Origin of the sequence: Streptomyces sp. DH-12 (assembly GCF_002899455.1) — a bacterium.
Taxonomy (GTDB): Bacteria; Actinomycetota; Actinomycetes; order Streptomycetales; family Streptomycetaceae; genus Streptomyces.
The window spans coordinates 221267-242444 of the sequence record NZ_PPFB01000001.1 but is presented as its reverse complement, the minus strand read 5'-3'; the positions used below and the strand labels follow the sequence as shown (position 1 = coordinate 242444).

Annotated in this window: 9 protein-coding genes; 1 reads left to right on the top strand and 8 read right to left on the bottom strand. The window is 75.3% G+C overall.

The window, feature by feature from the left end:
• Window positions 1-2: 2 nt before the first annotated feature.
• The 7 genes from ccrA to C1708_RS00430 all read right to left on the bottom strand — a co-directional run bounded on the left by ccrA (window position 3) and on the right by C1708_RS00430 (window position 18139).
• Entirely contained in the window at window positions 3-1334 is a 1332-nt protein-coding gene (ccrA, locus tag C1708_RS00460) for a crotonyl-CoA carboxylase/reductase (protein ID WP_106410771.1), read from the bottom strand.
• Window positions 1335-1400: 66 nt separating this feature from the next.
• Window positions 1401-1925: a DinB family protein gene (locus C1708_RS00455; RefSeq protein WP_106410770.1), complete on the bottom strand. Its 525-nt coding sequence runs from the start codon at window positions 1923-1925 to the stop codon at window positions 1401-1403.
• Between the two features lie 79 nt (window positions 1926-2004).
• Window positions 2005-2508: a DUF3291 domain-containing protein gene (locus tag C1708_RS00450; protein WP_106410769.1), complete on the bottom strand. Its 504-nt coding sequence runs from the start codon at window positions 2506-2508 to the stop codon at window positions 2005-2007.
• Window positions 2509-2540: 32 nt separating this feature from the next.
• Complete coding sequence (locus tag C1708_RS00445) at window positions 2541-3824, bottom strand: cytochrome P450 (RefSeq protein ID WP_106410768.1); 1284 nt, start codon at window positions 3822-3824, stop codon at window positions 2541-2543.
• A 2-nt stretch (window positions 3825-3826) separates the two neighbouring features.
• The gene (locus C1708_RS00440; RefSeq protein ID WP_106410767.1) at window positions 3827-4684 is read right to left on the bottom strand and encodes an alpha/beta fold hydrolase; all 858 of its coding nucleotides are present in this window, start codon (window positions 4682-4684) and stop codon (window positions 3827-3829) included.
• 41 nt (window positions 4685-4725) lie between these two features.
• Window positions 4726-16491, bottom strand: a complete 11766-nt coding sequence (locus C1708_RS00435; RefSeq protein WP_106410766.1) for a hybrid non-ribosomal peptide synthetase/type I polyketide synthase — start codon at window positions 16489-16491, stop codon at window positions 4726-4728.
• 136 nt (window positions 16492-16627) lie between these two features.
• On the bottom strand, window positions 16628-18139 hold the full coding sequence (locus C1708_RS00430) for an MFS transporter (protein ID WP_106410765.1): 1512 nt from the start codon (window positions 18137-18139) through the stop codon (window positions 16628-16630).
• A 777-nt stretch (window positions 18140-18916) separates the two neighbouring features.
• Between C1708_RS00430 and C1708_RS33890 the strand changes: the two genes are divergently transcribed.
• Window positions 18917-19219, top strand: coding sequence for a phosphopantetheine-binding protein (locus C1708_RS33890; RefSeq protein WP_157951206.1), 303 nt, complete (start codon window positions 18917-18919; stop codon window positions 19217-19219).
• A 276-nt stretch (window positions 19220-19495) separates the two neighbouring features.
• Here C1708_RS33890 and C1708_RS00420 read toward each other — a convergent pair whose 3' ends face one another.
• Complete coding sequence (locus C1708_RS00420) at window positions 19496-20230, bottom strand: acyltransferase domain-containing protein (RefSeq protein ID WP_106410763.1); 735 nt, start codon at window positions 20228-20230, stop codon at window positions 19496-19498.
• Window positions 20231-21178: the final 948 nt, after the last annotated feature.

Below are 21178 nucleotides of genomic sequence, written 5' to 3'. Positions count from 1 at the left end.
TCTCACGCTCCCTTGAGCGGGTTGATACGGTCCTCGCCGAGCCGTTCGCGTTTGGCGGGGTCGGTGACGCCGAGGCCGGGGGCGGGAGCCAGACAGAGCACTCCGATCTTGCCCATGTGCGCGTTCCTCTGGACCAGGCGGGCGGCCTCGCCGATCTCCTCGAGCGGGAAGGAGCGCGAGAGGGTGGGCATGATCCGGCCGAGGTCGATGAGGCGGTTGCTCTCCCACTGCTCCTGCATGTTGGCGCCGTGGCAGCCGATGATCCGCTTCAGCTTCATCCACAGGTAGCGGTTGTCGTACTGGTGGAGGTAGCCGGTGCTGGAACCGCAGGTGACGAGGGAGCCGCCGCGGCGCAGCACGAACATGGAGATGCCGAAGGTGGCGCGGCCGATGCAGTCGAAGACGATGTGCGGGTCCTCGCCCGTCTCGCGGCGGATGATGCGGCCGAGCCGCTTCCCGGCCTCGACCACCTGCCGCGGGTCGGTGCCGTCGCCGCCGCCGATGCCCAGCTCGGAGCGGTTGATGACCACGTCGCAGCCGAGGTCGCGCAGGCGCTGGGCCTTCTCCTCGGAGCTGACGACACCGACGGCGATGCCGCCGCCCTGTTTGACGAGCTGCACGGCATAGGCGCCGACGCCGCCGCCCGCGCCCCAGACGAGCACCACGTCGCCCTGCTTCATCCGGCCGCCGTTGTCGCTGACGAGCATGCGGTAGGCGGTGCCGGCGCAGGCGGTGGCGGAGGCGGCCTCCTCCCAGGTGAGGTGGCCGGGCTTGGGGACGAGCTGGCTGGCGCGCACCACGGCGTAGTCGGCGAGGCCGCCGAAGTTGGTCTCGTACCCCCACGCCCGCTGGCCCTCGCTGAGCATGCTGTCGTCCTGGGCGGCGGCCTCCTGGTCGTCGACCTGGACGGGGCTGACGGTGACGTGGTCGCCGACCTTCCACCGCCGCACCCCGTCACCGACCCGGACGACGACGCCCGCGGCGTCGGAGCCCAGCACGTGGTACGGCTGGTCGTGCCGGGCCTGCCAGCGCCCCTGCTTCCCGTACGCCTGGAGGAAGGTGAAGGTGGGGATCGGTTCGAAGATGCCCGACCAGACGGTGTTGTAGTTGACCGAGCTGGCCATCACGGCGAGCAGCACCTCGTCGGGCGCTAGTTCGGGCATGGGCACGTCTCCGACGTGCAGGGACTTGCGTACGTCCTTGTCCTCCACACCGTCGAACATCGTGATGTCCTCGGCGCGGGTGTGGGCCGCGCGGAAGCGGTCGGGCACCGGCAGGGCGGCCAGTTCTTCGGGCGTGGCACCGCGGAGCGCCGCCTGGGCGAGTGCGTCCATTCCTGATCCTTCCTTCCTCAGCAGACGAGCGGGGCGCCCCTGGCGGTGCCGGGGCATGACGTCGGGTCAGACCGGGGACTCCATGCCCAGCGCCAGGCGCAGCTTGGCCATCTGGCCGGCGTGGAAGGAGTCGTGCATCTGGGTGAGGGCCAGGGCCTGCCCGAGGGTGCGGAAGCGCTCGGCGTACTCGCCCATGTTCTCGTCGGGGAAGACAGGGGTCCTGCGGCCGAAGTCCTCGGGCGTCATCTGGAGGACGAAGTCGCGGATGCGCTGGTGGGCCGCCTTGTAGATGGCGAGCATCTCGTCGAGGGGCGGGACGATGGTGAAGTTGGTGTCGGCGCCGTCGGCGAAGTTGTCGGAGAACTCCTCGGTGACGGCCTTCTCGCAGCCCTGGTGGATGGTGGAGAAGTAGTCCTTGGCGCAGGCGAGGTGGCCGAGGAACCAGGCGAGGGGCATGTGTCCCTCGGGCGCCTCGAAGGCGGTCTTGTCGTCGAAGCCGTCGGCGAGCATCACCACCAGCTCGTATCCGGCGTCGAGGGCCTCGGCGAGGTGGGAGTTGAGTGCGGGGGTCTCGGGCGGGGCGACGGTCATGTCGGCAGGTCTCTTTTCGGGTCGCTCGGACGGATGGGCCGGGACGCGCGCGTGGCGGCCCCGGTGGTGGCGGCGCGGGTCAGCCGTGGGAGGCGTAGGGGCTCTCGCCCGACGCGCGTACGGCGTCCAGGCGGGCGCGGGACTCGGCGAAGGTGGGGAAAGCGGTCCGGTCGGTGCCGATCCAGTTGGTCCCCTCCCAGTCGAACATCAGGCCGCGGGTCTGCCGGGCGGCTTCCAGGTGGACCGGCGAGTGGAGGAACCCCTCGAGGGCCTCCATGTCGCGCCAGAGCACGAGGTTGCGGGAGGCGTTGAAGTTGTTCGGGGAGACGGCGACGGAGGCGGCGAGCAGACCGTCGCGGGTCCACAGCTCCTCCAGGATGGCGCCGTTGAGCTTGCCGCCGAGCTCCTCCAGGCCGGGCTTGGGCCAGCCGACGGAGGTGGCGATGAGGTACCGCTCGGGCAGCGGCTCCCGCAGGGCGCCGGTCTCCGGGTCGACGACGGGTCCCGTCCAGGGTAGGACGACCTGGAGGTCGGACTCGTCGCCGGCGGCCAGCTCGTGCAGACTGGTGGGCGTTTCACGCATGGGATGTCCTTCGTGCTCCGGGTGCGCCGCGGTCACGGCCGCTTGCGGACGATGAAGCGCTTGTAGTCGGTCGCCTGGAGGTGCTGGACGCTCATCTCGGGGTCCTTGACCGTCTCCAGCGTCGGCAGGACGGGCAGGACCGCGCGGAGGATGGCGTTCAGCTCCAGGCGGGCGAGGTGGCGCCCCAGGCAGATGTGCGGACCGTGGCCGCCGAATGACTGGTGCGGGTTCTGCTCGCGCGTGATGTCGAAGCGGTACGGGTCCTCGAAGACGGTGTCGTCGTGGTTGGCGGACGGGTACCAGAGGGCCACCGTCTGGCCCTTGCGGATGAGCTGCCCGCCGATCTCGGTGTCCTTCAGGCAGGTCCGCACGAAGTGGGGGGCGACGGCGCTCCAGCGCAGGATCTCCTCGACCGCCCGCTCGGTCAGGGAGGGGTCCTCGACGAGGGCGCGGAGCTGGTCCGGGTGGGCGAGCAGGGCGCGGATGCCGTCGGTGATGGAGTTCCGGGTGGTGCCGACGCCGGCGATCAGCAGGTTGAAGGTGGCGTAGAGGATCTCGTGGAGCTGCATCGCCTCGCCGTCGATGCGGGCCTGGACGAGGCGGCTGACGAGGTCGGTGCCGGAGGGGTCGGCCATGCGGTTCTGGACGAGCTGGACGATGTAGCCGTTGAGGGCCCCCATGTTGCGCCGGAACGCCTCCTCGGCGCTCTCCCCGTCCTGCTGGTAGTCGGGGTCGGCGGCGCCGATGGTGCCCTCGGTCCACTCGAAGATGTCGTCCCAGTCCTCGGCGGGCGCCCCGACCAGCTCGCAGATGGCGGCGACGGGCAGGCGGGCGGCGAGGTGGCGGGCCACGTCGGCCTCGCCGTGGCTGTCCAGGCGGCCGGTCAGCTCCCGCACGTAGCCGGCGGCCAGCTCGTCGAAACGCTCGCGCAGGGCGGCCATGGCCTTCGGGGTGAAGGACGGGGCCATGATCTGGCGCAGGTGGCGGTGGCGGGGGGCGTCCATGTCGCTGAGCGCCTGCGAGTCGTCGGGGTCGTGCCCGAACATCTGGGCGCGCAGTTCCCGCTCGCCCTCCAGCATCTCGATGGCGTCCGGCGGGTCGACGGTCATGCGCTGGGAGCTGCCGAAGACGGCCGTGTCGCGGGAGACGGCGGCGATGTCCTCGTGCCGGGTCAGGACCCAGAACGGCTCGAAGCCCGGCCGCTGGTACCAGAAGACGGGGGCCTCGCGGCGCAGCAGGTCCCACTCGGCGTAGGGGTAGCCGTGCTCCGCCCACTTGCGCTCGTCGGTGATGTCCAGGGTGTTCAGCGTCAGCATGGTCAGCGGCTTTCTCGGGGCGTGTGCTCGGTCAGGAAGCGGGTGAGGATCCCGGCGGTCCGCGCCCGGTTCTCCGGCGCGTCGTGGCCGGCGTCGAGGAGCTGGGCCCGGCCGGCCTCGGCGGCGAGCGCCTTGGCCACCCCCTCGGGGTGCCTCTCGTCGGCGCCGGGCAGGATCAGCATCGGCGTGTCGCAGGTGCGCACCCACTCCTCGGGGACCGAGAAGTACGGGGTGCCGTCGGGCCACACGCCGTCGCGGTGGCGGACCAGCGCGGCGATGTAGCGCTCGCGGCGCAGCGAGAGGAGCTGGTCGCGGAAGGCGGGGTCGTCGTGGAGCTGCTGGGCGAAGGGCCCGGCGCCGGGTTCGGCGCCGAACCGTCCGTCGCGCGCGGCGGCCTCCAGGACGCCCTCCAGCCCTTCGGCCCGCGCCAGGCGCATGGCCTCGTCGTAGGGGGCGTGGAACGAGCCGAGCGTGTTGGTGGAGTCCCGGCCCACCGGGGCGTGCAGGACGAGCGAGGTGACCCTGCCGGCCGCCTCGTACGCCAGCCGCAGGGCGAGCGCCGTCCCGTCGCCGGAGGCCACCACGTGGACGCTCCCCACGCCGAGGTCGTCGAGGACTGCAAGCTGGTCGGCGGCGGCCTCGGCGTAGGAGAAGGGCGCCAGGGGGGCCGTGCTGCCCCCGGTGTGGCGGCGGTCGGCGGTGATCAGGCGGTAGGCGCCGCAGGCGCGGACCGTGCCGAAGAGGTCGGGCTCGCCGGTGGCGCCGTCGGCTCCTGTGGGTCCCAGCAGCAGCACGGGGAAGCCGGAGCCGTGGGACTCGTGGTGGATCAGCGCGCCGTCGGCGCGTTCGGTGGTGGGCACTTCGGTTCCTCCGTGTGGGTCGGGCTTCTCGGGGCGGTGCGTCACGCGTCGGGCGGGGTGATCCGGGCGAGGGCGCGGGTGATCTCGGCGGCGAGGGCGGCGGGGTTGTCGAGCGGCGCGGAGTGCGTGCCGTCGATGACGCGCATCGCGAACTCGCCGGTGGTCAGCGGGGACCACACCTCCATCGAGCCCCGCGGCAGGACCGGGTCGGCGCTGCCCTCGACCGGGAAGACCGGGATGTCCAGTGCCGGCCGCGTGAAGCCGCGCAGCACGTCCCGGTGGTTCTCCGCGAGCACGACGTCGGACCGGAGCCGTACGAGGTAGTCGGCCAGCAGTTCCTCGTCGTCCAGCACCTCGGGCGGGAGCACCCCGGCGAGGGCCGGCGCGGCCTCGGCCGGGTCCGGTGCCTCGTCGCGGTCGGTGATCAGTTCGGCGAGCCGGCTCAGCCCCTCCGTCGGCCGGGCCGTGGGCGGCAGCCCGCAGACCGGGAGCAGCGCGAAGGGCGCCACGCCGGGCCGGTGGGCGAGCCGGTGGGCCACCTCCCAGCACAGCCAGGAACCCTGGCTGTGACCGTAGAGGACGAGGGGGAGGTCGAGCCGCCCGGGTTCGGCGAGGGCGGCGACGACCTGGTCGGCGACGGCCATCATGTCGCCGGCGGGGGGCTCGGCCGCACGGATCTCCCGGCCCGGCATCTGCACGCCGACCAGCTCCACGTCGGCGGGGAGGTGGGCGGCGAGCGGCAGGTGGCCGCCGGTGGTGCCGCCCATGCCGGAGACGCACAGGACGCGGGCGCGGGGTTCGGCCGCGGCGGGCCGCAGCACCCTCAGCCAGCCGGTGGCGGCGGTGGTGTCCGGGGCCGCGGTGCCGGCGGGCCCGGCGGCCCGCGGGTCGCCGAGGTCGAGCAGCTCCAGCAGTTCGGCCGCGACGGCGTCGCAGGTCGGCCGGCGCAGGAGGAGTTCGGAGGTGACGGGGAGTCCGGTGCGCCGGGTCAGCTCGCCCCGGACGGTCACCGCCATCAGCGAGTTGAAGCCCAGGTGGGCGAGGGGGGTGGCGGTGTCGAGGCCGGCGGCGTCCGTCCCGAGGACGGTGGCGGCCTCCTGCCGGACCAGGTCGGCGAGGGTGCGCAGCCGCTCCTCGTCGGGGAGGGCGGTGAGCCGTGCGGTCAGCGCGGCCAGTGCGGAGGTGTCCTCCTGCCCGGTGGCCCCGGCCGAGGCGGCCCGTGCCTCCTCGATGCCGTCGAGGAGCGGGCGGTGCCGGGCCGCGCCGTAGGCGGGGGCGAAGAGCGACCAGTCGGTGCGGGTGACGCCGACAGCGGTGCGTCCGGCGTCGAGAACCCTGCCGAGGGCGCGCAGGGCGCGGCCCGGTGCCAGGGGCAGCAGTCCGCGCGAGCGGGCGGTGCGGTCGGCTTCGTCGGTCACCATGCCTCCCCCGGCCCAGCCTCCCCAGTGCAGGACCGTGGCGGCGAGGCCGCCCGCGCGGCGGTGCCGGGCGAGCGCGTCGAGTGCGGCGTTGGCGGCGCTGTACGCGGCCTGCCCCGCCCCGCCCCAGAGGGCGGCGACGCTGCCGTACAGCACGAAGCCGTCGAGCGGGCGGGCGCCGAGGGCCTCGTGCAGGTGGGTGGCGCCCAGGACCTTGGCGGCGGTGGTCCGGGCGGCTTCCTCGGCGGTGAGCTCGGTGTACGGCGCCATGCCGGTCGCCCCCGCGAGGTGGGCGACGAAACGCAGCGGCCGGTCGGGGCGGTCCGCCTCGGCCAGGAGCGCGTCGACCTGGGCGCGGTCGGTGACGTCGCAGGCGGCGACGGTCAGCGCCACGCCCCGGGCGGCGAGTTCGGTGCGCAGTTCCTCGGACTCCTCGGTCGTCCCGCCGCGCCGGGAGGCGAGCACGATGTGCTCGGCGCCGCGTTCGGCGAGGAACCCGGCCAGGTGGCGGCCGAGGAAGCCCTGGCCGCCGGTGACGACGGCGGTGCCCCGGGTGGTCCAGTGCTCGGTGGGCTCCGCGGGGACGGCGCGGCGCAGGCGGCGGACGTACCGGCCGTCGGCGCGGACCGCCACCTGGTCCTCGCCGTCGCGGGCGGCGAGGGCGGCGACGAGCTGGTCGGCCCAGCCGGCCGGGAGGCCGTGGCCGGGCCCGGCGGGGAGGTCGACGACGCCGCCGAAGCGGACGGGGTCCTCCAGGGCGAGCGCCCGGCCGAGTCCGGCGACGAGCGCGCCCTCGGGGTGCGGCACCGGTCCGTCGCCGGTGGTGTCGACGGCGCCGGAGGTCAGCGCCCACACCGGGGCGTCGAGTCCGGCATCGGCGGCGGCCTGGACCAGGGCGAGGGTGGCGAGCAGCCCCCGGGTGGCGCCGCCCGCGGCGGGGGTGGTGTCGAGGGAGCCGAGGGTGACCACGCCTTCGGGGGCGGGCTCCAGGGCCGCGAGGGCCGCGCCGAGCACGGCGCGGTCGCCGTCGGCGCCGACGCGGTGGACCTCGGCGCCCGCGGCGGTGAGGGCCCGCTCCGCCTCGTCGGCGAGGCCGGAGGCGGTGCCGGCGGGCACGGCCAGCACCCAGGGTCCGGTCAGGCGGGCGGGCAGGGGCGCCGCCGACAGCTCCCACGTCTCCTCGTAGAGCAGGGAGCCGGTCATGGCGTCCGTCTCCTGGCGGTCCTGCCAGGACGCCAGGAGCGGCAGCAGTTCCCCGAGGGTGCCGTGGAGTTCCTCCGGGGCCCGGAGCAGGTCGGCCAGCCGTTCGGGCCGGCCTTCCTCGACGGCCTGCCAGAAGGCGGAGGTGTCCGGGCCGTCCGGGGAACCGGAGGCCGCGGCGGGCTCGATCCAGTGGCGGCGGCGCTGGAAGGCGTAGGGAGGAAGGCCCGCGACGCGGGGTGCCGGCTCGCCGGGGAGGGCGGCGGCGAAGGCGCGCGACCAGTCGACGCGGTGTCCGTGGGCGTGGAGGGTGCCGAGGGTGCGCAGCAGTTCGGCGGCGGTCCCCCGGCCCCGGTGGAGCGTGCCGACGGCGAGCGCGCGCGGGTCGCCCTCGGTGAGCGCCATGGTGAGCACGGGGTGCGGGCCGACCTCGACGAAGACGTCGTGCCCGGCGTCGAGCAGGGCCCGCTGGGCGAGGTCGAGGCGGACCGGTTCGCGCAGGTTGCGGCACCAGTGGGCGGCGTCGAGGCGCTCCCCGTCGAGGAGTCCGCCGGTGACCGTGGAGTAGAAGGGGACGCGGGCGGCGCCGGGCCGCACTTCCCGGAGCAGGTCCGCCAGGACGGGCAGGAGCGGGTCCATGTGGTGGCTGTGGGCGGCGAACTGGGCGCCGACCGGACCGCAGACGACGTCCTCGTCGTCGAGGGCGTCGAGGAGCGCGGTGAGCGCCTCGGGGTCCCCCGCCACCACGGTGGAGCGGGGGGTGTTGACCACGGCGACGGAGAGGGCCCCGCCGTAGGGGGCGAGCCGGTCGCGGACCTCGTCCACGGGCAGCTCGACGAAGGCCATGGCTCCGGTGCCCTCGATCCGGGCCAGTTCGCGTCCGCGCAGGGCGGCGATCCGGGCGCCGTCCGCCAGGGACAGGGCGCCGGAGACGACCGCGGCGGCGATCTCGCCCTGGCTGTGGCCGACGACGGCGTCGGGTTCGAGGCCGTACTCCCGCCAGGCGGCGGCGAGCGCCACGTACACGGTGAACAGGGCGGGGACCGACACGTCGAGCCGGTCGAGCTCCACGGCAGTGCCGTCCTCACGGGTGGTGCGGCCCCCGAGGAGTTCCCGCGCGGACCAGCCGGTGTACGGGCGCAGGGCGGTGTCGCAGGCGTCGACCGTCTCGGCGAAGGCGGGGCTGGAGGCCAGCAGTTCACGGCCCATCGCGGGCCAGTGGGTGCCCTGGCCGGGGAAGACGAAGACCGTACGGCCCCGCCGTCCCGCCGTGGCGCGGACCAGCGCCGGATGGGAGCGGTCCTCGGCGAGGGCGGTGAGCGCGGCCACGGCCTGCTCGTGGCCGGCGGCCGTGACGGCGGCCCGTTCCGTGAAGTGGGTGCGGCGCTCGGCGGCCGTGTGCGCGATGTCGCGCAGCGGGACCCCGGGGTGGTCCTGGATCCATCGGGCCCAGCGGCGGGCCTGGTCGCGCAGGGCGTCCGCGTCGCGTGCCGAGACGACCAGGGGCAGAGCGGCGCCCGTCCCCGCGCCGGCGGCCTCGGCGCCGGCGGTGCGGGGGGCCGGGGGTCCGCCGGGGGCGGTGGGGGCCTGCTCGACGACGACGTGGGCGTTGGTCCCGCCGATGCCGAACGAGGAGACGCCGGCGCGGCGCGGGCCCGTCTCCTGCTCCCACTTCCTGAGCTGGGTGTTGACCTCGAAGAGCGCCGGGTCCAGACCGAGTTCGGGGTTGGGGCTCTCGTAGTTGAGGCTGGGCACCAGCTCGCCGTGGTGGACGGCGAGGACCGCCTTGACCAGTCCGGCGAGCCCGGCGGTGGCGTCGGCGTGCCCGATGTTGGTCTTGACCGAGCCGAGCGCGCAGGGGGCCTGCCGCTCCACCGAGCCGAAGACCTGCTGGAGCGCCTGGACCTCGATGGGGTCGCCGAGGGCGGTGGCGGTGCCGTGTGCCTCGACGAAGCCGATGTCGGCGGGGCCGACCCCGGCGGCGGCCTGGGCCTCGGCGATGACGGCGGCCTGGCCGGGGACGCTCGGCGCGGTGAACCCGGCCTTCGCGGCGCCGTCGTTGTTGACGGCGCTGCCCCGCAGGACGGCGTAGACGCGGTCCCCGTCGGCGAGCGCGTCGGAGAGGCGCTTGAGCAGCACGGTGGCGACACCGCTGCCGAGGACCGTGCCGGCGCCCTTCTCGTCGAAGGCGCGGCACCGGCCGTCCGGGGAGAGGACCAGTCCCTCCTGGTGGACGAAGCCCTGGACCAGCGGGAAGGTCAGGGAGGAGGCGCCCACCAGGGCCGCGTCGGACTCGCCGCGCAGCAGGCTCTCGCGGGCGAGGTGGGCGGCGACCAGGCCGGTGGAGCAGGCGGTCTGGACGGTGAGCGCGGGGCCGCGCAGGTCGAGTTTGTGGGAGATGCGGGTGGCGAGGTAGTCGTCCTTGGCACCGATCATGTTCCGGTAGAAGGCCGACATGTCCTCGGCCGGCTCCTGCGGGTAGCCGCCGTAGCCGGAGCCCGCGAAGACGGCCACCTTGCCCTCGATCTCGCCGGGGACGATGCCCGCGTCCTCGAACGCCTCCCAGGCGCACTCCAGCAGCAGCCGGTGCTGGGGGTCCATCGCGTCGGCCTCGCCCGGCGAGCAGCCGAAGAAGCCGGCGTCGAAGAGGTCGACGTTCTCGGTGACGCCCCGAGCCCGCACGTAGCGGGGGTCGAGGAGGTCCTCCTCGGGCACCCCGGCGGCGCGCAGCTCCTCGTCGGTGAAGTGGGTGACGGACTCCACGCCCTCCCTCAGGTTCCGGCGGTACGCCTCCAGCCCCGGGGCTCCGGGCAGGCGGCAGGCCATGCCGACGACGGCGACCGCGTCACCGTCCGCCGGACCGCGCGGGGTCCCGGCCCGGGGCGCGGCGGCGGGGGCCGCGCCGTTCCGGAGGAAGGCGGCGAGCTGGCGCACGGTGGGGTAGCGGATCATCGCGGAGAGCGGGAACTCCTGCCCGAGGGCGGTGCTGACCATGTCGTGCACGGTCAGGGCGGTCATCGAGCTGGCGCCGAACTCGAAGATGCCGCGGTCCGGGTCGACCTCCGCCAGTCCGAGCACGGAGGCCCAGGACTCGGCGATCAGCTCCTCCAGCCGGTCCGGGTCCTCCCGGCCGTCCGCACCGGCCGGCGGTACGGGGGCGGGGACGGGCGCCCGGCCGGGGGCGGGCAGCCGCAGCAGCGCCGCCCGGTCGACCTTCTTGTTCGGGGTGTGGGGCAGTTCGCCGACCTGCTCCCGGTGGGCGGGGACCATGTAGGAGGGGAGGCGGTCGGCGAGGTGCGCGGCGAGGACGGCGTCCTGGCCGGCGGCGCCGGGCGCGGCCACCCAGTAGAGGCAGAGCCGCGGGTCGCCGGGCACGTCCTCGCGGACCACGACGGCGCACTCGGCCACCGCCGGGACCTCGGCCGCGACCTGCTCGATCTCGCCGGGTTCGATCCGGTGCCCGCGCAGCTTCACCTGCGCGTCGGCGCGCCCGCGGAAGGCGAGGCTGCCGTCGTCGCGGAAGCGTACGAGGTCCCCGGTGCGGTACATCCTGGCGCCGGGTTCGGCGGCGAACGGGTCCGTGACGAACCGTTCGGCGGTCAGTTCGTCGCGTCCCAGATAGCCCCGGGCCACTCCGGCCCCGCCGATCCACAGCTCGCCCTGGCCGCCGCGGGGCAGCCTGCGACGGTGCTCGTCGAGGACGTACAGGGTGTTGCCGTGCAGCGGGCTGCCGAGCGAGACCTCGCCCGGCGCGACCCGCCAGGCCGCGGACCAGACGGTGGTCTCGGTCGGCCCGTACATGTTGGTGACCGCCCCGCCGCAGTGGTCGAGCAGCTTCTGCGCCAGGGTCGGGTCCAGCGCCTCGCCGCCGACGAGCATGTGCTCCAGCCCGGCGAGGACGGCGCGTCCGTCGTCGTCGGCGAGCAGCATGCGGGCGAGCGAGGGGGTGCACTGGAGGTGGGTCGGGGCGTACGGCAGCCAGGAGCCCCAGGTGGCGGGGTTGCCGTCGGCGACCAGGACGCGGTAGCCGCGGGTCAGCGTCCAGAGCAGCTCCACCGTGGAGATGTCGAAGGAGAGGCTGGTGACGGCCATCCAGGTGTCGCCGGCGCCGCCCCCGACCCGCTCGTCCATGGCGGCGAGGAAGTTGGTGAACTGCGCGTGCTCCAGCATCACGCCCTTGGGGCGGCCGGTGGAGCCGGAGGTGTAGATGACGTACGCGAGGTCTCCCGCTCCGGGCGCCTCCCCGGCGGGCGGGGGCGGCGCCTCCGCCCCGGTGCCACAGACGTCGGCCAGGACGACCGCCACGCCCTCGCGCTCGACGGCGGGGGCTCCTCGGCGGGTGGAGACGGCCACCCGCAGTCCGCTGTCCTCGACGATGTGATCGAGCCGGGCGGCCGGGTACTCCGGGTCCAGCGGGACGTAGGCGCCGCCGGACATCCAGACGGCGAGCACGGCGGCGACCAGGTCCCCGCTGCGCGGCAGATGGACGCCGACCAGGTCGCCCCTGCCCACCCCGGCCGCGCGCAGCCGCCCGGCGAGAGCGGCGGAGCGGGCGAGGAGCGCGGCGTAGCTCAGCTCCTCCTCCGCGGTGACCAGGGCCACCGCCTCGGGCGTGGCGGCTGCCTGGCGGAGTATCAGGTCCAGCGCGGTGCCGTCGGCGGCCGCGCCGGTCGCGCCGGTGCCCCGCTGCTCCAGCCACGCCGTCTCCTCGGCGTCGAGGAGGTCCAGTTCGCCGACGGGCCGGCCGGGCTCGGCGAGCGCCGACTCCAGCAGGGCGCGGAAGCCGGCCGCCATGCGGGCGGCGCCGGCCGGGGTGAGGACGGCCGCCTGGAACTCGAGTTCGGCGTCGATCCCGCCGCCCGCGCCCGGGCCGAGGGTGAGGCCGAGTTCGGCCTTGGCGACACCCTGGGGGTTGCCCGCCACGCTGGTGAAGGGGGCGACGGTCCACGCGTCGTCGCCCTCGCCCAGGGGCGGCAGTGAGTCGGCGCGGTAGTTGAAGAGGGCGCGGAAGAGCGGGTTCTCCCCGTCGGTGCGCTCGCCCCCGGCGAACCGCAGCACCTCGGTGAGGGGGACGTCCTGGTGGCGCATGAGGCCCAGGGTCCGCCGGGAGGTGTCGGCGAGCAGCCCGGCGAAGGTCGGGCCCTCCCGCAGGTCGAACCGGAGCGGCAGGGTGTTGACGAGGAAGCCGACCGTTCCGGCGAGCCCGGCCTCCGGCCGGTTGGCCCAGATGGTGCCGACGCCGAAGTCCTCCTGGCCGCCGTGGCGGGCCAGGAGCAGGGCGAAGACACTCGCGTAGACGGCGTACGGGGTGACTTCGGCGTGGTCGGCCAGTTCCTCGACGCGGGTGTGCAGTTCGGGCGGGAGGGTGAAGGCGAGCGTGCCGTCGCCCTGCTCCTCGCCGGGCTCGGTGCGCGGCAGTTCCAGCCGGCCCATGCCGTCGAGTTCCTCGGAGAAGTGGCGCAGCGCCTCGCCGAATCCGCCTTCGGCCAGGCGGCGGGCCTCCCAGGCGGCGAAGTCGCCGAGGTGGTGGGCGACCGGCTCGCGCTCGGGTGTCGAGCCGGCGGCGAACCGCTGGTAGGCGTGGTGCAGCTCGTCCAGCAGGACGGCGAGGGACCAGCCGTCGCTGACGGCGTGGTGGGTGGTGACGCTGAGGATCTGCTCGCCGCCGTCCACGTCGAGCAGGAGGCAGCGCAGCAGGGTGGGGGCGGAGAGGTCGAAGGGCGCGCGCTCCTCGCGGGCGACGCGCTCACGCACCTCCCGTTCGTCCCGTCCGGTGAAGTCCTCCCGCTCCAGCGGGGCGCCGCCCACCTCGTGGACGACCTGGACGAGTTCTCCGTCGCGCATCTCCAGGGCAGTGCGCAGCGCCTCGTGGCGGCCCATCAGCCAACGCAGGGCGTGGGCGAGGGCGACCTCGTCGACGGCGCGGGGCAGCCGCAGCGCCACGGGGGCGTTGTACTGGGCGGAGCCGGGGTTCATCCGCTCCAGGAACCACAGCCGCCGCTGCCCTTCGGTCGCGGGGTGGACGTCGCGCCGGGCGACCCGCTCCAGCCGTGGCCCGTGCGGCAGGTCGAGGGCGCCGGCCACCTCCTCGAGGAGGTGGGCGGCGACGTCGCCGGGCGTGGGGTGGGTGAAGACCAGGCCGACGGGGAGCTCCGCGCCGAGGAGGGTGGCGAGGCGGTTGCGCAGGCGCAGGGCGAGGATGGAGTCGAAGCCCAGTTCGCGGAAGCGGGTGTCGGCCGCCACCGGGCCGGAGACGGCCAGCACGGCGGCGGTCTCCTCCTGGACCACCTCGGTCAGCGCGCGGGCACGCTCCTCCTCGGGCAGCGCCGCCAGGCGGGCGGGCAGGCCGGGGGCCGTCTCCTGTCGCGGTCCGGCGGGCTCCGGGCCGGGGGAGCCGGTGGCGGCCCGGTGCCCGGCGGTGGCGGCGAGCGGGCCGTCGAACCAGTGGCGGCGGCCCTGGAACGCGTAGCCGGGGAGTTCGGGAAGGGTGGCGCGGTCCTGGTCACCGAGGACGCGGGACCACTCCACCGGGTGGCCCTGGACGTGCAGTCCGGCCAGGGAGTGGAGGACCGCGGCCATGCCGCCCCGGTCGCGGCGGAGGGTGCCGGTGGAGGCGCCGCCGGAGCCGGAGGTGACCTGGGCCAGCGGGATGCCGAGGACGGGGTGGGCGCTGACCTCGACGAAGACACCGAAGCCGTCGGCGATGAGCTGGTCCAGGGCGCGGTCCATCCGGACCGGCTCGCGCAGGTTACGGCACCAGTAGCCGCCGTCGAGGCGGTCGCCGGGAAGCGTGCCGCCGGTGACGGTGGAGTAGAAGGGGAGCGGTGAGCGGCGGGGGGCGAGGCCGGCGAGGCCGGTGGCGAGGCCGGGGAGGATCGGGTCGACGTGGGCGCAGTGTCCGGCGGCGTCCGCCTTGAGCCTGCGGACGAAGACGTCACGGCCCTCCATGGCCGCGAGCAGCGCGTCGACGGCCTCGGGGTCGCCGGAGACCACGGTGGAATGGGCGGTGTTGACGACGCCGACGGAGAGCGCGTCGCCGTAGGGGGCGATCAGCTCCTCGACCTCGGTGACGGGCAGGTCGAGGAGGGCCATGGCGCCGAGCCCGCTGCACTCGCGCAGCAGGGCCTGGCTGCGCAGGGCGACGACCTGGGCCGCGTCCTCCAGGCTCAGGGCCCCGGCGACGACGGCGGCGGGCACCTCGCCCTGGCTGCTGCCGACCACGGCCTCGGGTTCGAGGCCGAGCGAGCGCCAGACGGCGGACAGGCCGATCGCCATGGTGAACAGCGCGGGCTGGAGCACGTCGAGGCGGGTGAACGGGGTGTTCTCGTCGTCCTGTTCCGCTCGGAGCAGGCCGGCGACGGACCAGCCGGTCCAGGGGCGCAGGGCGGCGTCGCACTCGGCCACCGCCTCCCGGAACACCTCGGACTCCGCCATCAGGGCGCTGCCCATCAGCCGCCACTGGCTGCCGTGACCGGGGAAGACGAAGACGACCTTGCCGCGCGGGCGGGCGGTGCCGGTGGTGACCCGCTCGTCCTCCTGGTCGGCGGCGAGGGCGCTCAGCGCGTCGGCGGCCTCCTCGGCGCCGCTCGCGAGGACCGCGGCCCGCGCCGGGTGGTGGGTGCGGTGCACGGCGGCGGCGCGGGCGAGCGGGGTGAGCGGCTGACCGGGGTGGTCGGTGAGCCACCGGGCCCAGCGGGACGCCTGGGCCCGCAGCGCCTCCTGGTCGCGTCCGGAGACGAGGACCGGAAGCTTCTCGGCGGTGGGAGCCGGTTCCCCGTCCGGGGTGTCGCCCTCGGCGGGGACGGGGGCCGGGGCCTCCTCGAGGACCAGATGGGCGTTGGTGCCGCTGATGCCGAAGGACGAGATCCCCGCCCGGCGCGGGCGCTCGGTGCGCGGCCAGGCGGTCGGCGAGGTGAGGAGGGAGATGTGGTGGCCCTCCCAGTCGACGTGCGGGCTCGGCTCCTCGGCGTGCAGGGTGCGCGGCAGCGTCTCGTGCTGCAGGGCGAGGACCATCTTGATGACCCCGGCGACACCGGCGGCGGCCTGGGTGTGGCCGATGTTGGACTTGGAGGAGCCCAGCCGCAGCGGCCGCTCCGGGGCGCGTCCGGAGCCGAAGACCTCGCAGAGGGCTCCGGCCTCGATGAGGTCGCCGAGCGGGGTGCCGGTGCCGTGGGCCTCGACGGCGTCGATGTCCTGCGGGGTCAGCCCGGCGGCGGTGAGCGCCGTCTCGATGACCTGGCGCTGGGCGGGGCCGTTGGGGGCGGTCAGGCCCTGGCTGCGGCCGTCCTGGTTGACGGCGGAGCCGCGGATCACGGCGAGGACCCGGTCCCCGTCGCGCTGTGCGTCGGAAAGCCGCTTCAGCAGCACCATGCCGCAGCCCTCGGACCAGCCGCCGCCGTCGGCCCCGGCGGAGAAGCTCTTGCAACGCCCGTCGGGGGCGACGGCGTTGAGCCTGCTGGACTCGACGAAGAGGGCGGGGGAGTTCATGACGGTGACGCCGCCGGCGAGGGCCAGCTCGCACTCGCCGGCGCGCAGGGCGGCGGCGGCCATGTGCAGGGCGGTCAGAGAGGAGGAGCAGGCGGTGTCGACGGTGACGGCCGGGCCGCGCAGCCCCAGGAGGTAGGAGAGGCGCCCGGAGATGACGCTGCCGGAGATGCCGGTGCCCTGGTAGCCGTCGAGGGCCTGGAGGTCGGCGAGGACGGTGTCGTAGTCGGAGCGCATGGCGCCGATGTAGACGCCGGTGCGGGTGCCGTTGAGGTCGGCGGGAAGGATGCCCGCGCGTTCCAGGGCCTCCCAGGCGGTCTCCAGGACGAGGCGCTGCTGCGGGTCCATCGACAGGGCCTCGCGCGGGGCGATGCCGAAGAACTCGGCGTCGAAGCGGTCGACGGAGTCGAGGAAGCCGCCTTCGCGGGCGTAGCTCTTGCCCGGGGCCTCGCTGTCGGGGTCGTAGAGGTCCAGGGCGTCCCAGCGCTCGGGGAAGGGCCCGATGGCGTCCTCTCCGCCCGCCAGGAGCCGCCAGTACTCCTCCGGCGTGGTGACGCCGCCGGGCAGGCGACAGGTCATGGAGACGATGGCGACCGGCTCGGTCCGCCGGTTCTCCAGCTCCTCGTTGCGCTGCTGGAGCCGCATCACCGCGGCCATCGCCCGCTGCAGACGTTCCTGAGTGGCCTGGGTACTCATCTCCGCCATCCGTGTCGCCTCTCCGGCATTGGGTGGGCACTCGTGTGTCCCTGGTGGGAACCGGGCTTCCGTCGGTCTCGGCCGCGAGGCGCCTGGCCGGAGCCGGGGCCGGCCCGGGGTCCGAGGGCCAGACTGGCCGCGCGCGCTAGAGCGGCACCGGATCGCCGGTCGGCTCGGTCCCTTGGCGCGGCAGGGCGCGGGCCACCACGGCGACCAGCGCGAAGACGGCGGCGGTGCAGAGCACCGCGGTGCCCAGGGCGTCGCCGTAGAGAGCCGCGGTCCGCCCGTCCGCGGCGGCCGCGCCGGCGCTCGCGCCGCCGAGGCCGCCGAAGAAGACCGCACCGATGACCCCGATGCCCAGGGCGGAACCGAACTGGGTGGACGCGTAGATGACCCCGGCTCCGGCGCCCGCCTCGCGCGGCGCGAGGGAGTTGAGCAGGACCGCGGTGAGCACCGGTGAGGTCAGTCCGGTCCCCGCCCCGAGCAGGAAGGCCACGGCGGCGAGGAGTGCGAAGTCGGTCCGCCCGGCGGCGGCCAGCCCCACCATGCACAGGGCGCCGGCCAGCATCGTCAGCGCCCCGCAGGTGACGAAGAGCCGGGGGCGGGCGGGCCCGTGCTTCCAGGCGATCTGGAAGACGAGGGCGATCCCGAGCGGGACGGCGGCCACGGCGAGGGCGGTCCGGGTGGAGGACCAGGCGAGGCCGAACTGGAGGTAGTAGGTGAGCAGGAAGGTGAAGGAGGTCGCACCGGCGAAGGTGAACAGGGCGGCGGTCAGTCCGGCGGTGAAGGCGCGCCGGCGGAAGAGCGCCGGAGGGATGAGGACGTCGGTGCCCCGGGCCGAGCGGTGCCGCTGGTGGGCGGCGAGGACGAGCCACAGGACGAGCGAGAGGGCGATCAGCCCGAAGGACCAGGGTGCCCAGCCGTGTTCGGACCCGCGGACCAGCGGGAACATGAGCGCCAGGGAGGCGGACGCCACCAGGACGGCTCCGGGCAGGTCGAGGGTGGGGCGCTGCTCGGTGCGGCCCTCGGGCAGCACCCGGATCGCGCAGGCCAGCAGGGCGGCGCCGATCGGGACGTTGATCCAGAAGATGGCGCGCCAGCCGGTCCCGAAGAGGTCGAGGTCGGTGAGGAAGCCGCCCACCACCGGGCCGCCGATGCTGCCGGCGCTGATGGCCAGCCCGGTGATGGCGGAGGCGATCGCCCATTCCTCGGGGCGGAACTGCTGTTTGACCACGGCCATGGACTGGGGAAGCATCAGCGCGACCATGGCGCCCTGGGCGACCCGGCCGCCCACCAGCAGTTCGGGGGTGGTCGCCGCAGCGACCACGGCGGAACTGAGGGTGAAGCCGGCGATGCCGATGAGGAAGACGCGGCGGGTGCCGTAGATGTCCCCCAGCCGCCCTCCGGTGATCAGCAGCACCGCGGTGGCCAGCGAGTAGCCGGCCACGGCCCACTGCGCCATGGAGAAGCCCCCGCCGAGTTCACGCTGGATGCTCGGGAGGGCCACGGCGATGATGTTGGCGTCGAGGCCGTCGAAGAAGGAGGCGGCGCCGAGTACGCCCAGCACCGCCCACCGCCGGCGCGACAGGCGCACCGGTGCTGCTTCGCCCTCGCGTACGTCCTCCTGTTGCCTGTCCTCACCCTCGACCATGGTCATGGCGGCGGCTCCTTCGTGAACGTCGGCGGCGGTGATGGTGACGGGTGTGCCCGGTGACGGCCGCCCCCCGGGGGGCGCCCCGCGGGGTCCCGTCCGGTCGTACTCCGTTCCCCGTCGCACACGGTGATTCAACGAGGCCCGGCTAGAGCGGCGGTGGAGAGACGATCGACGCCGCCGGAGCGCGGGAACTCGCGTCCGGGTCGAGGGCCTGTCCAGCGCGGGTGGAGTGCCTTGACAGGCTTTTCCGCGATCCCGATCGTTCTGTGCAGCGACGCCGCCGGGTTCGCCGCCGCCCGCCCGGATGCGGGCGCCGCCGAGCGGTTACCGACAAGGACTCACCATGACGCCCGCGACCGTGTCCCCCAGCCCCTGGACCAGGCGGTTCCACCCGTGTCCCGAGGCGCCCGCTCGGCTCTTCGTCCTCCCTCGCGCCGGAGGCGCCGCCGGCTTCTCCCGCCCCTGGCCGAAGGCGCCCGCCGACGCGCAGGAATGGCGCCGTCACACCACGGGCCCCTTCGCCACCCGCTCCTTTCCCGGCGGCCGCTTCTTCCTCTCCGCGCATCTGCCGGAGATCACCCGACTCATTCTCGGGGCCGCCCCGGCCGGGGACCCGGCGGCCGGCCCGCCCTCCTGTCGGGCGGCGGCCGGCTCCGGGGCCCGGCCGTGCACGGCGACCCGCCGCGGACCCGCCGCGGGAACCGCACAGGGACCGCACACAGAACCGGACGGCACCGGCGACACACCGGGAGACCGGCAACCGAGAGACCGAGGAGAGACATGGAGACGGACATCGTCACGGAGACGGGCACGGACGCACGCAACTCCCCCGCGGCGGGCACCGGTACGGAGGACCGGCTCCGGCAGGTCTGGGCCCGGCTGCTGCGCCATGAGGAGATCGGCCCCGACGCGGAGTTCTTCGAGAGCGGCGGCAGCTCCCTGCTCGCCTCCCGCCTGCTGGTGCGCGTCCGGCGGGAGTTCGGAGTGCAGCTGACCCTGGAGGAGGTCTACGCCCACCGGACACTGCGTCAGATGGCGGCCCTCATCGACACCGGCGCCGGGGGAAGGGACCTGGCGGCCTAGAACCCGGGTCACGATCCTGTGCGGTGTCCGCGTCCGGCGCGGGCACCGCACAGGTCTGTGCGGGCGGTCCCGGACCGTGCTGTCCCGGACCCGGACGCCTCCGGGAGCCCGTCGCGGCACCTCCCCGCGCCGGCGCCGGACATGCGCGTCTCCCGGACAGACCCGCGCGGCCTGTTCCGGGAGACGGCGGTCCGACAGCCCGGCCCGCTCCCCCGGGCGGGGGGAGGTCCGCCGTGGACGGCGGGACCGGACGCGGGTCCGGCTCCCCCCCGGGGGTCAGGGGGCGGGGGCGGCAGGGCGCGGCCCGGCTCCCCCGGCCATTCGTTCCCAGTCCAGCGGCGGCCCGTGCAACTGGAGCGCGGCGAGCGCCCGTGCCAGGGCGCGCACATCCCCGACCGTCGTCCCGGTCCCGGACACCGGACCGCAGGCCAGCACGGTCCCGTACCCCTCGGTTCCGTGCGGCTCGCTCCCGTGCGGCTCGCCGTACGGCGGCCGGGACGCCTCGCCGGCGGCGAGGGCGCACCGGTGGCGCTCCTCCTGCCGTGCCGGCTCCGCCGCCAGCAGCCGGGCCGCCTCCCGTGCCCCGAGGCCGCCCGCGACGTGGGCGGCGGCCACCAGGCCGCTGCCCCGCCCGGCGACGGCGGCGGCGTCCAGCCCCCAGCTCTCCCAGAGCCGGAACAGCGCCACCTGGTAGCCGAAGAGCGCGCACCGGACGTACGGGGCCTCGCCGAGCAGCCGGGCGTCGGCGCCCTGCTCGGGGGCGAAGACCACCGCGACCAGCGGTACCGGCAGGCGGTCGTCGAAGCTCCGGCAGAGGGCGTCGAAGGCGGTGCGGAAGGCGGGGAAGGTGCCGTACAGGGACCGGGTCAGGGCGGGTGACGGGGCGTCGGCGCCGGTGAAGAGCACAGCGGTCTCCGTCGCGGCGGAGGGACCGGGACCGGTGGCGCCGGGCGTACAGCACTCCAGCAGTGTCGGCCGGGACAGGCCGCGGGCGGGCGTGTCTAGCTTCATGGGGCCTCTCTCGTTGTCCTCGTGAGGGCCGGTCACCGCGACACGTGCGCCGCGCGCCGCGCCCTGCGAGCGGACCCGCGCCCCTTGACGGCACCCCGTCCCGGACGCGGAAGCGCTGTGCTTCGGTCCGGCGGTGGGGCGCGGGAGCGGGCGGGGATCTCGGCGGGCCGGGCGGAAGGACGTCACCTCAAGTGTGTCCCGGATCACTGGAGAAGGGGACGAGGGCGGCTGGAGAAGGGGCGGCGGCCGGGACGGTGCGCGCCCGGCCGGGGCCACGCCGTCGGCGGCCCTCCGGTGGCCGGTTCACGCCGGGAGGTACGGGGCGGGGGTGGTCGGTGTCGTCGCGCACCCGCCGTCGTCAGTCCGGTCCCGCGCTCCTCGGGGAGCCGGTCGAGGCGCGAGGAACCCGGAGACGGCGGCGAGTGCGAGGGCCGGCGAGGGCGGGGACCGGCGGCAGCCCCGGGCCGGCGATGCCGGCCACGGCGGCCCCGGCGGGGCGTACGGGTGCTCCGGGGTCCCGAGGCCGCCCGTGCCGGCGGGCGCCTCGTCGGCTGGTGCGGTGGCGATCAGATCCATCTGTGTTCCTCGCAGGCATGGGGCCGGTGGACGTTCCACGACGGGAGCGGTGCGTCCCTCGCCCGTGCGCCTCGGCCCCGCCGGCCGCGGCCGGACGCGGCGCCGGGCGGTGCGGGAGGGGACGCCCGAGGGCGGACCGGGGAAGAGGAAGCGGGACCTGACCTGGTCCTGGGGGCGGCTCCCCTACGGATTGGCACAGCCTCGGACCTCGCGCTGGAGGAGTGCTCGAGAACGGCTCGACACCCTCTGGAAGTCCGCCGGGCGGCGGGGTCCTCCCGCCCGGCCCGCCGGCGGCCTCGAGCCGCCCCTGCCTGGTCCGGTCCGGGGCGGGCGGCGGCGGCAAGGGGTGAGGTGTGGGCGGTAGGGGTTCGC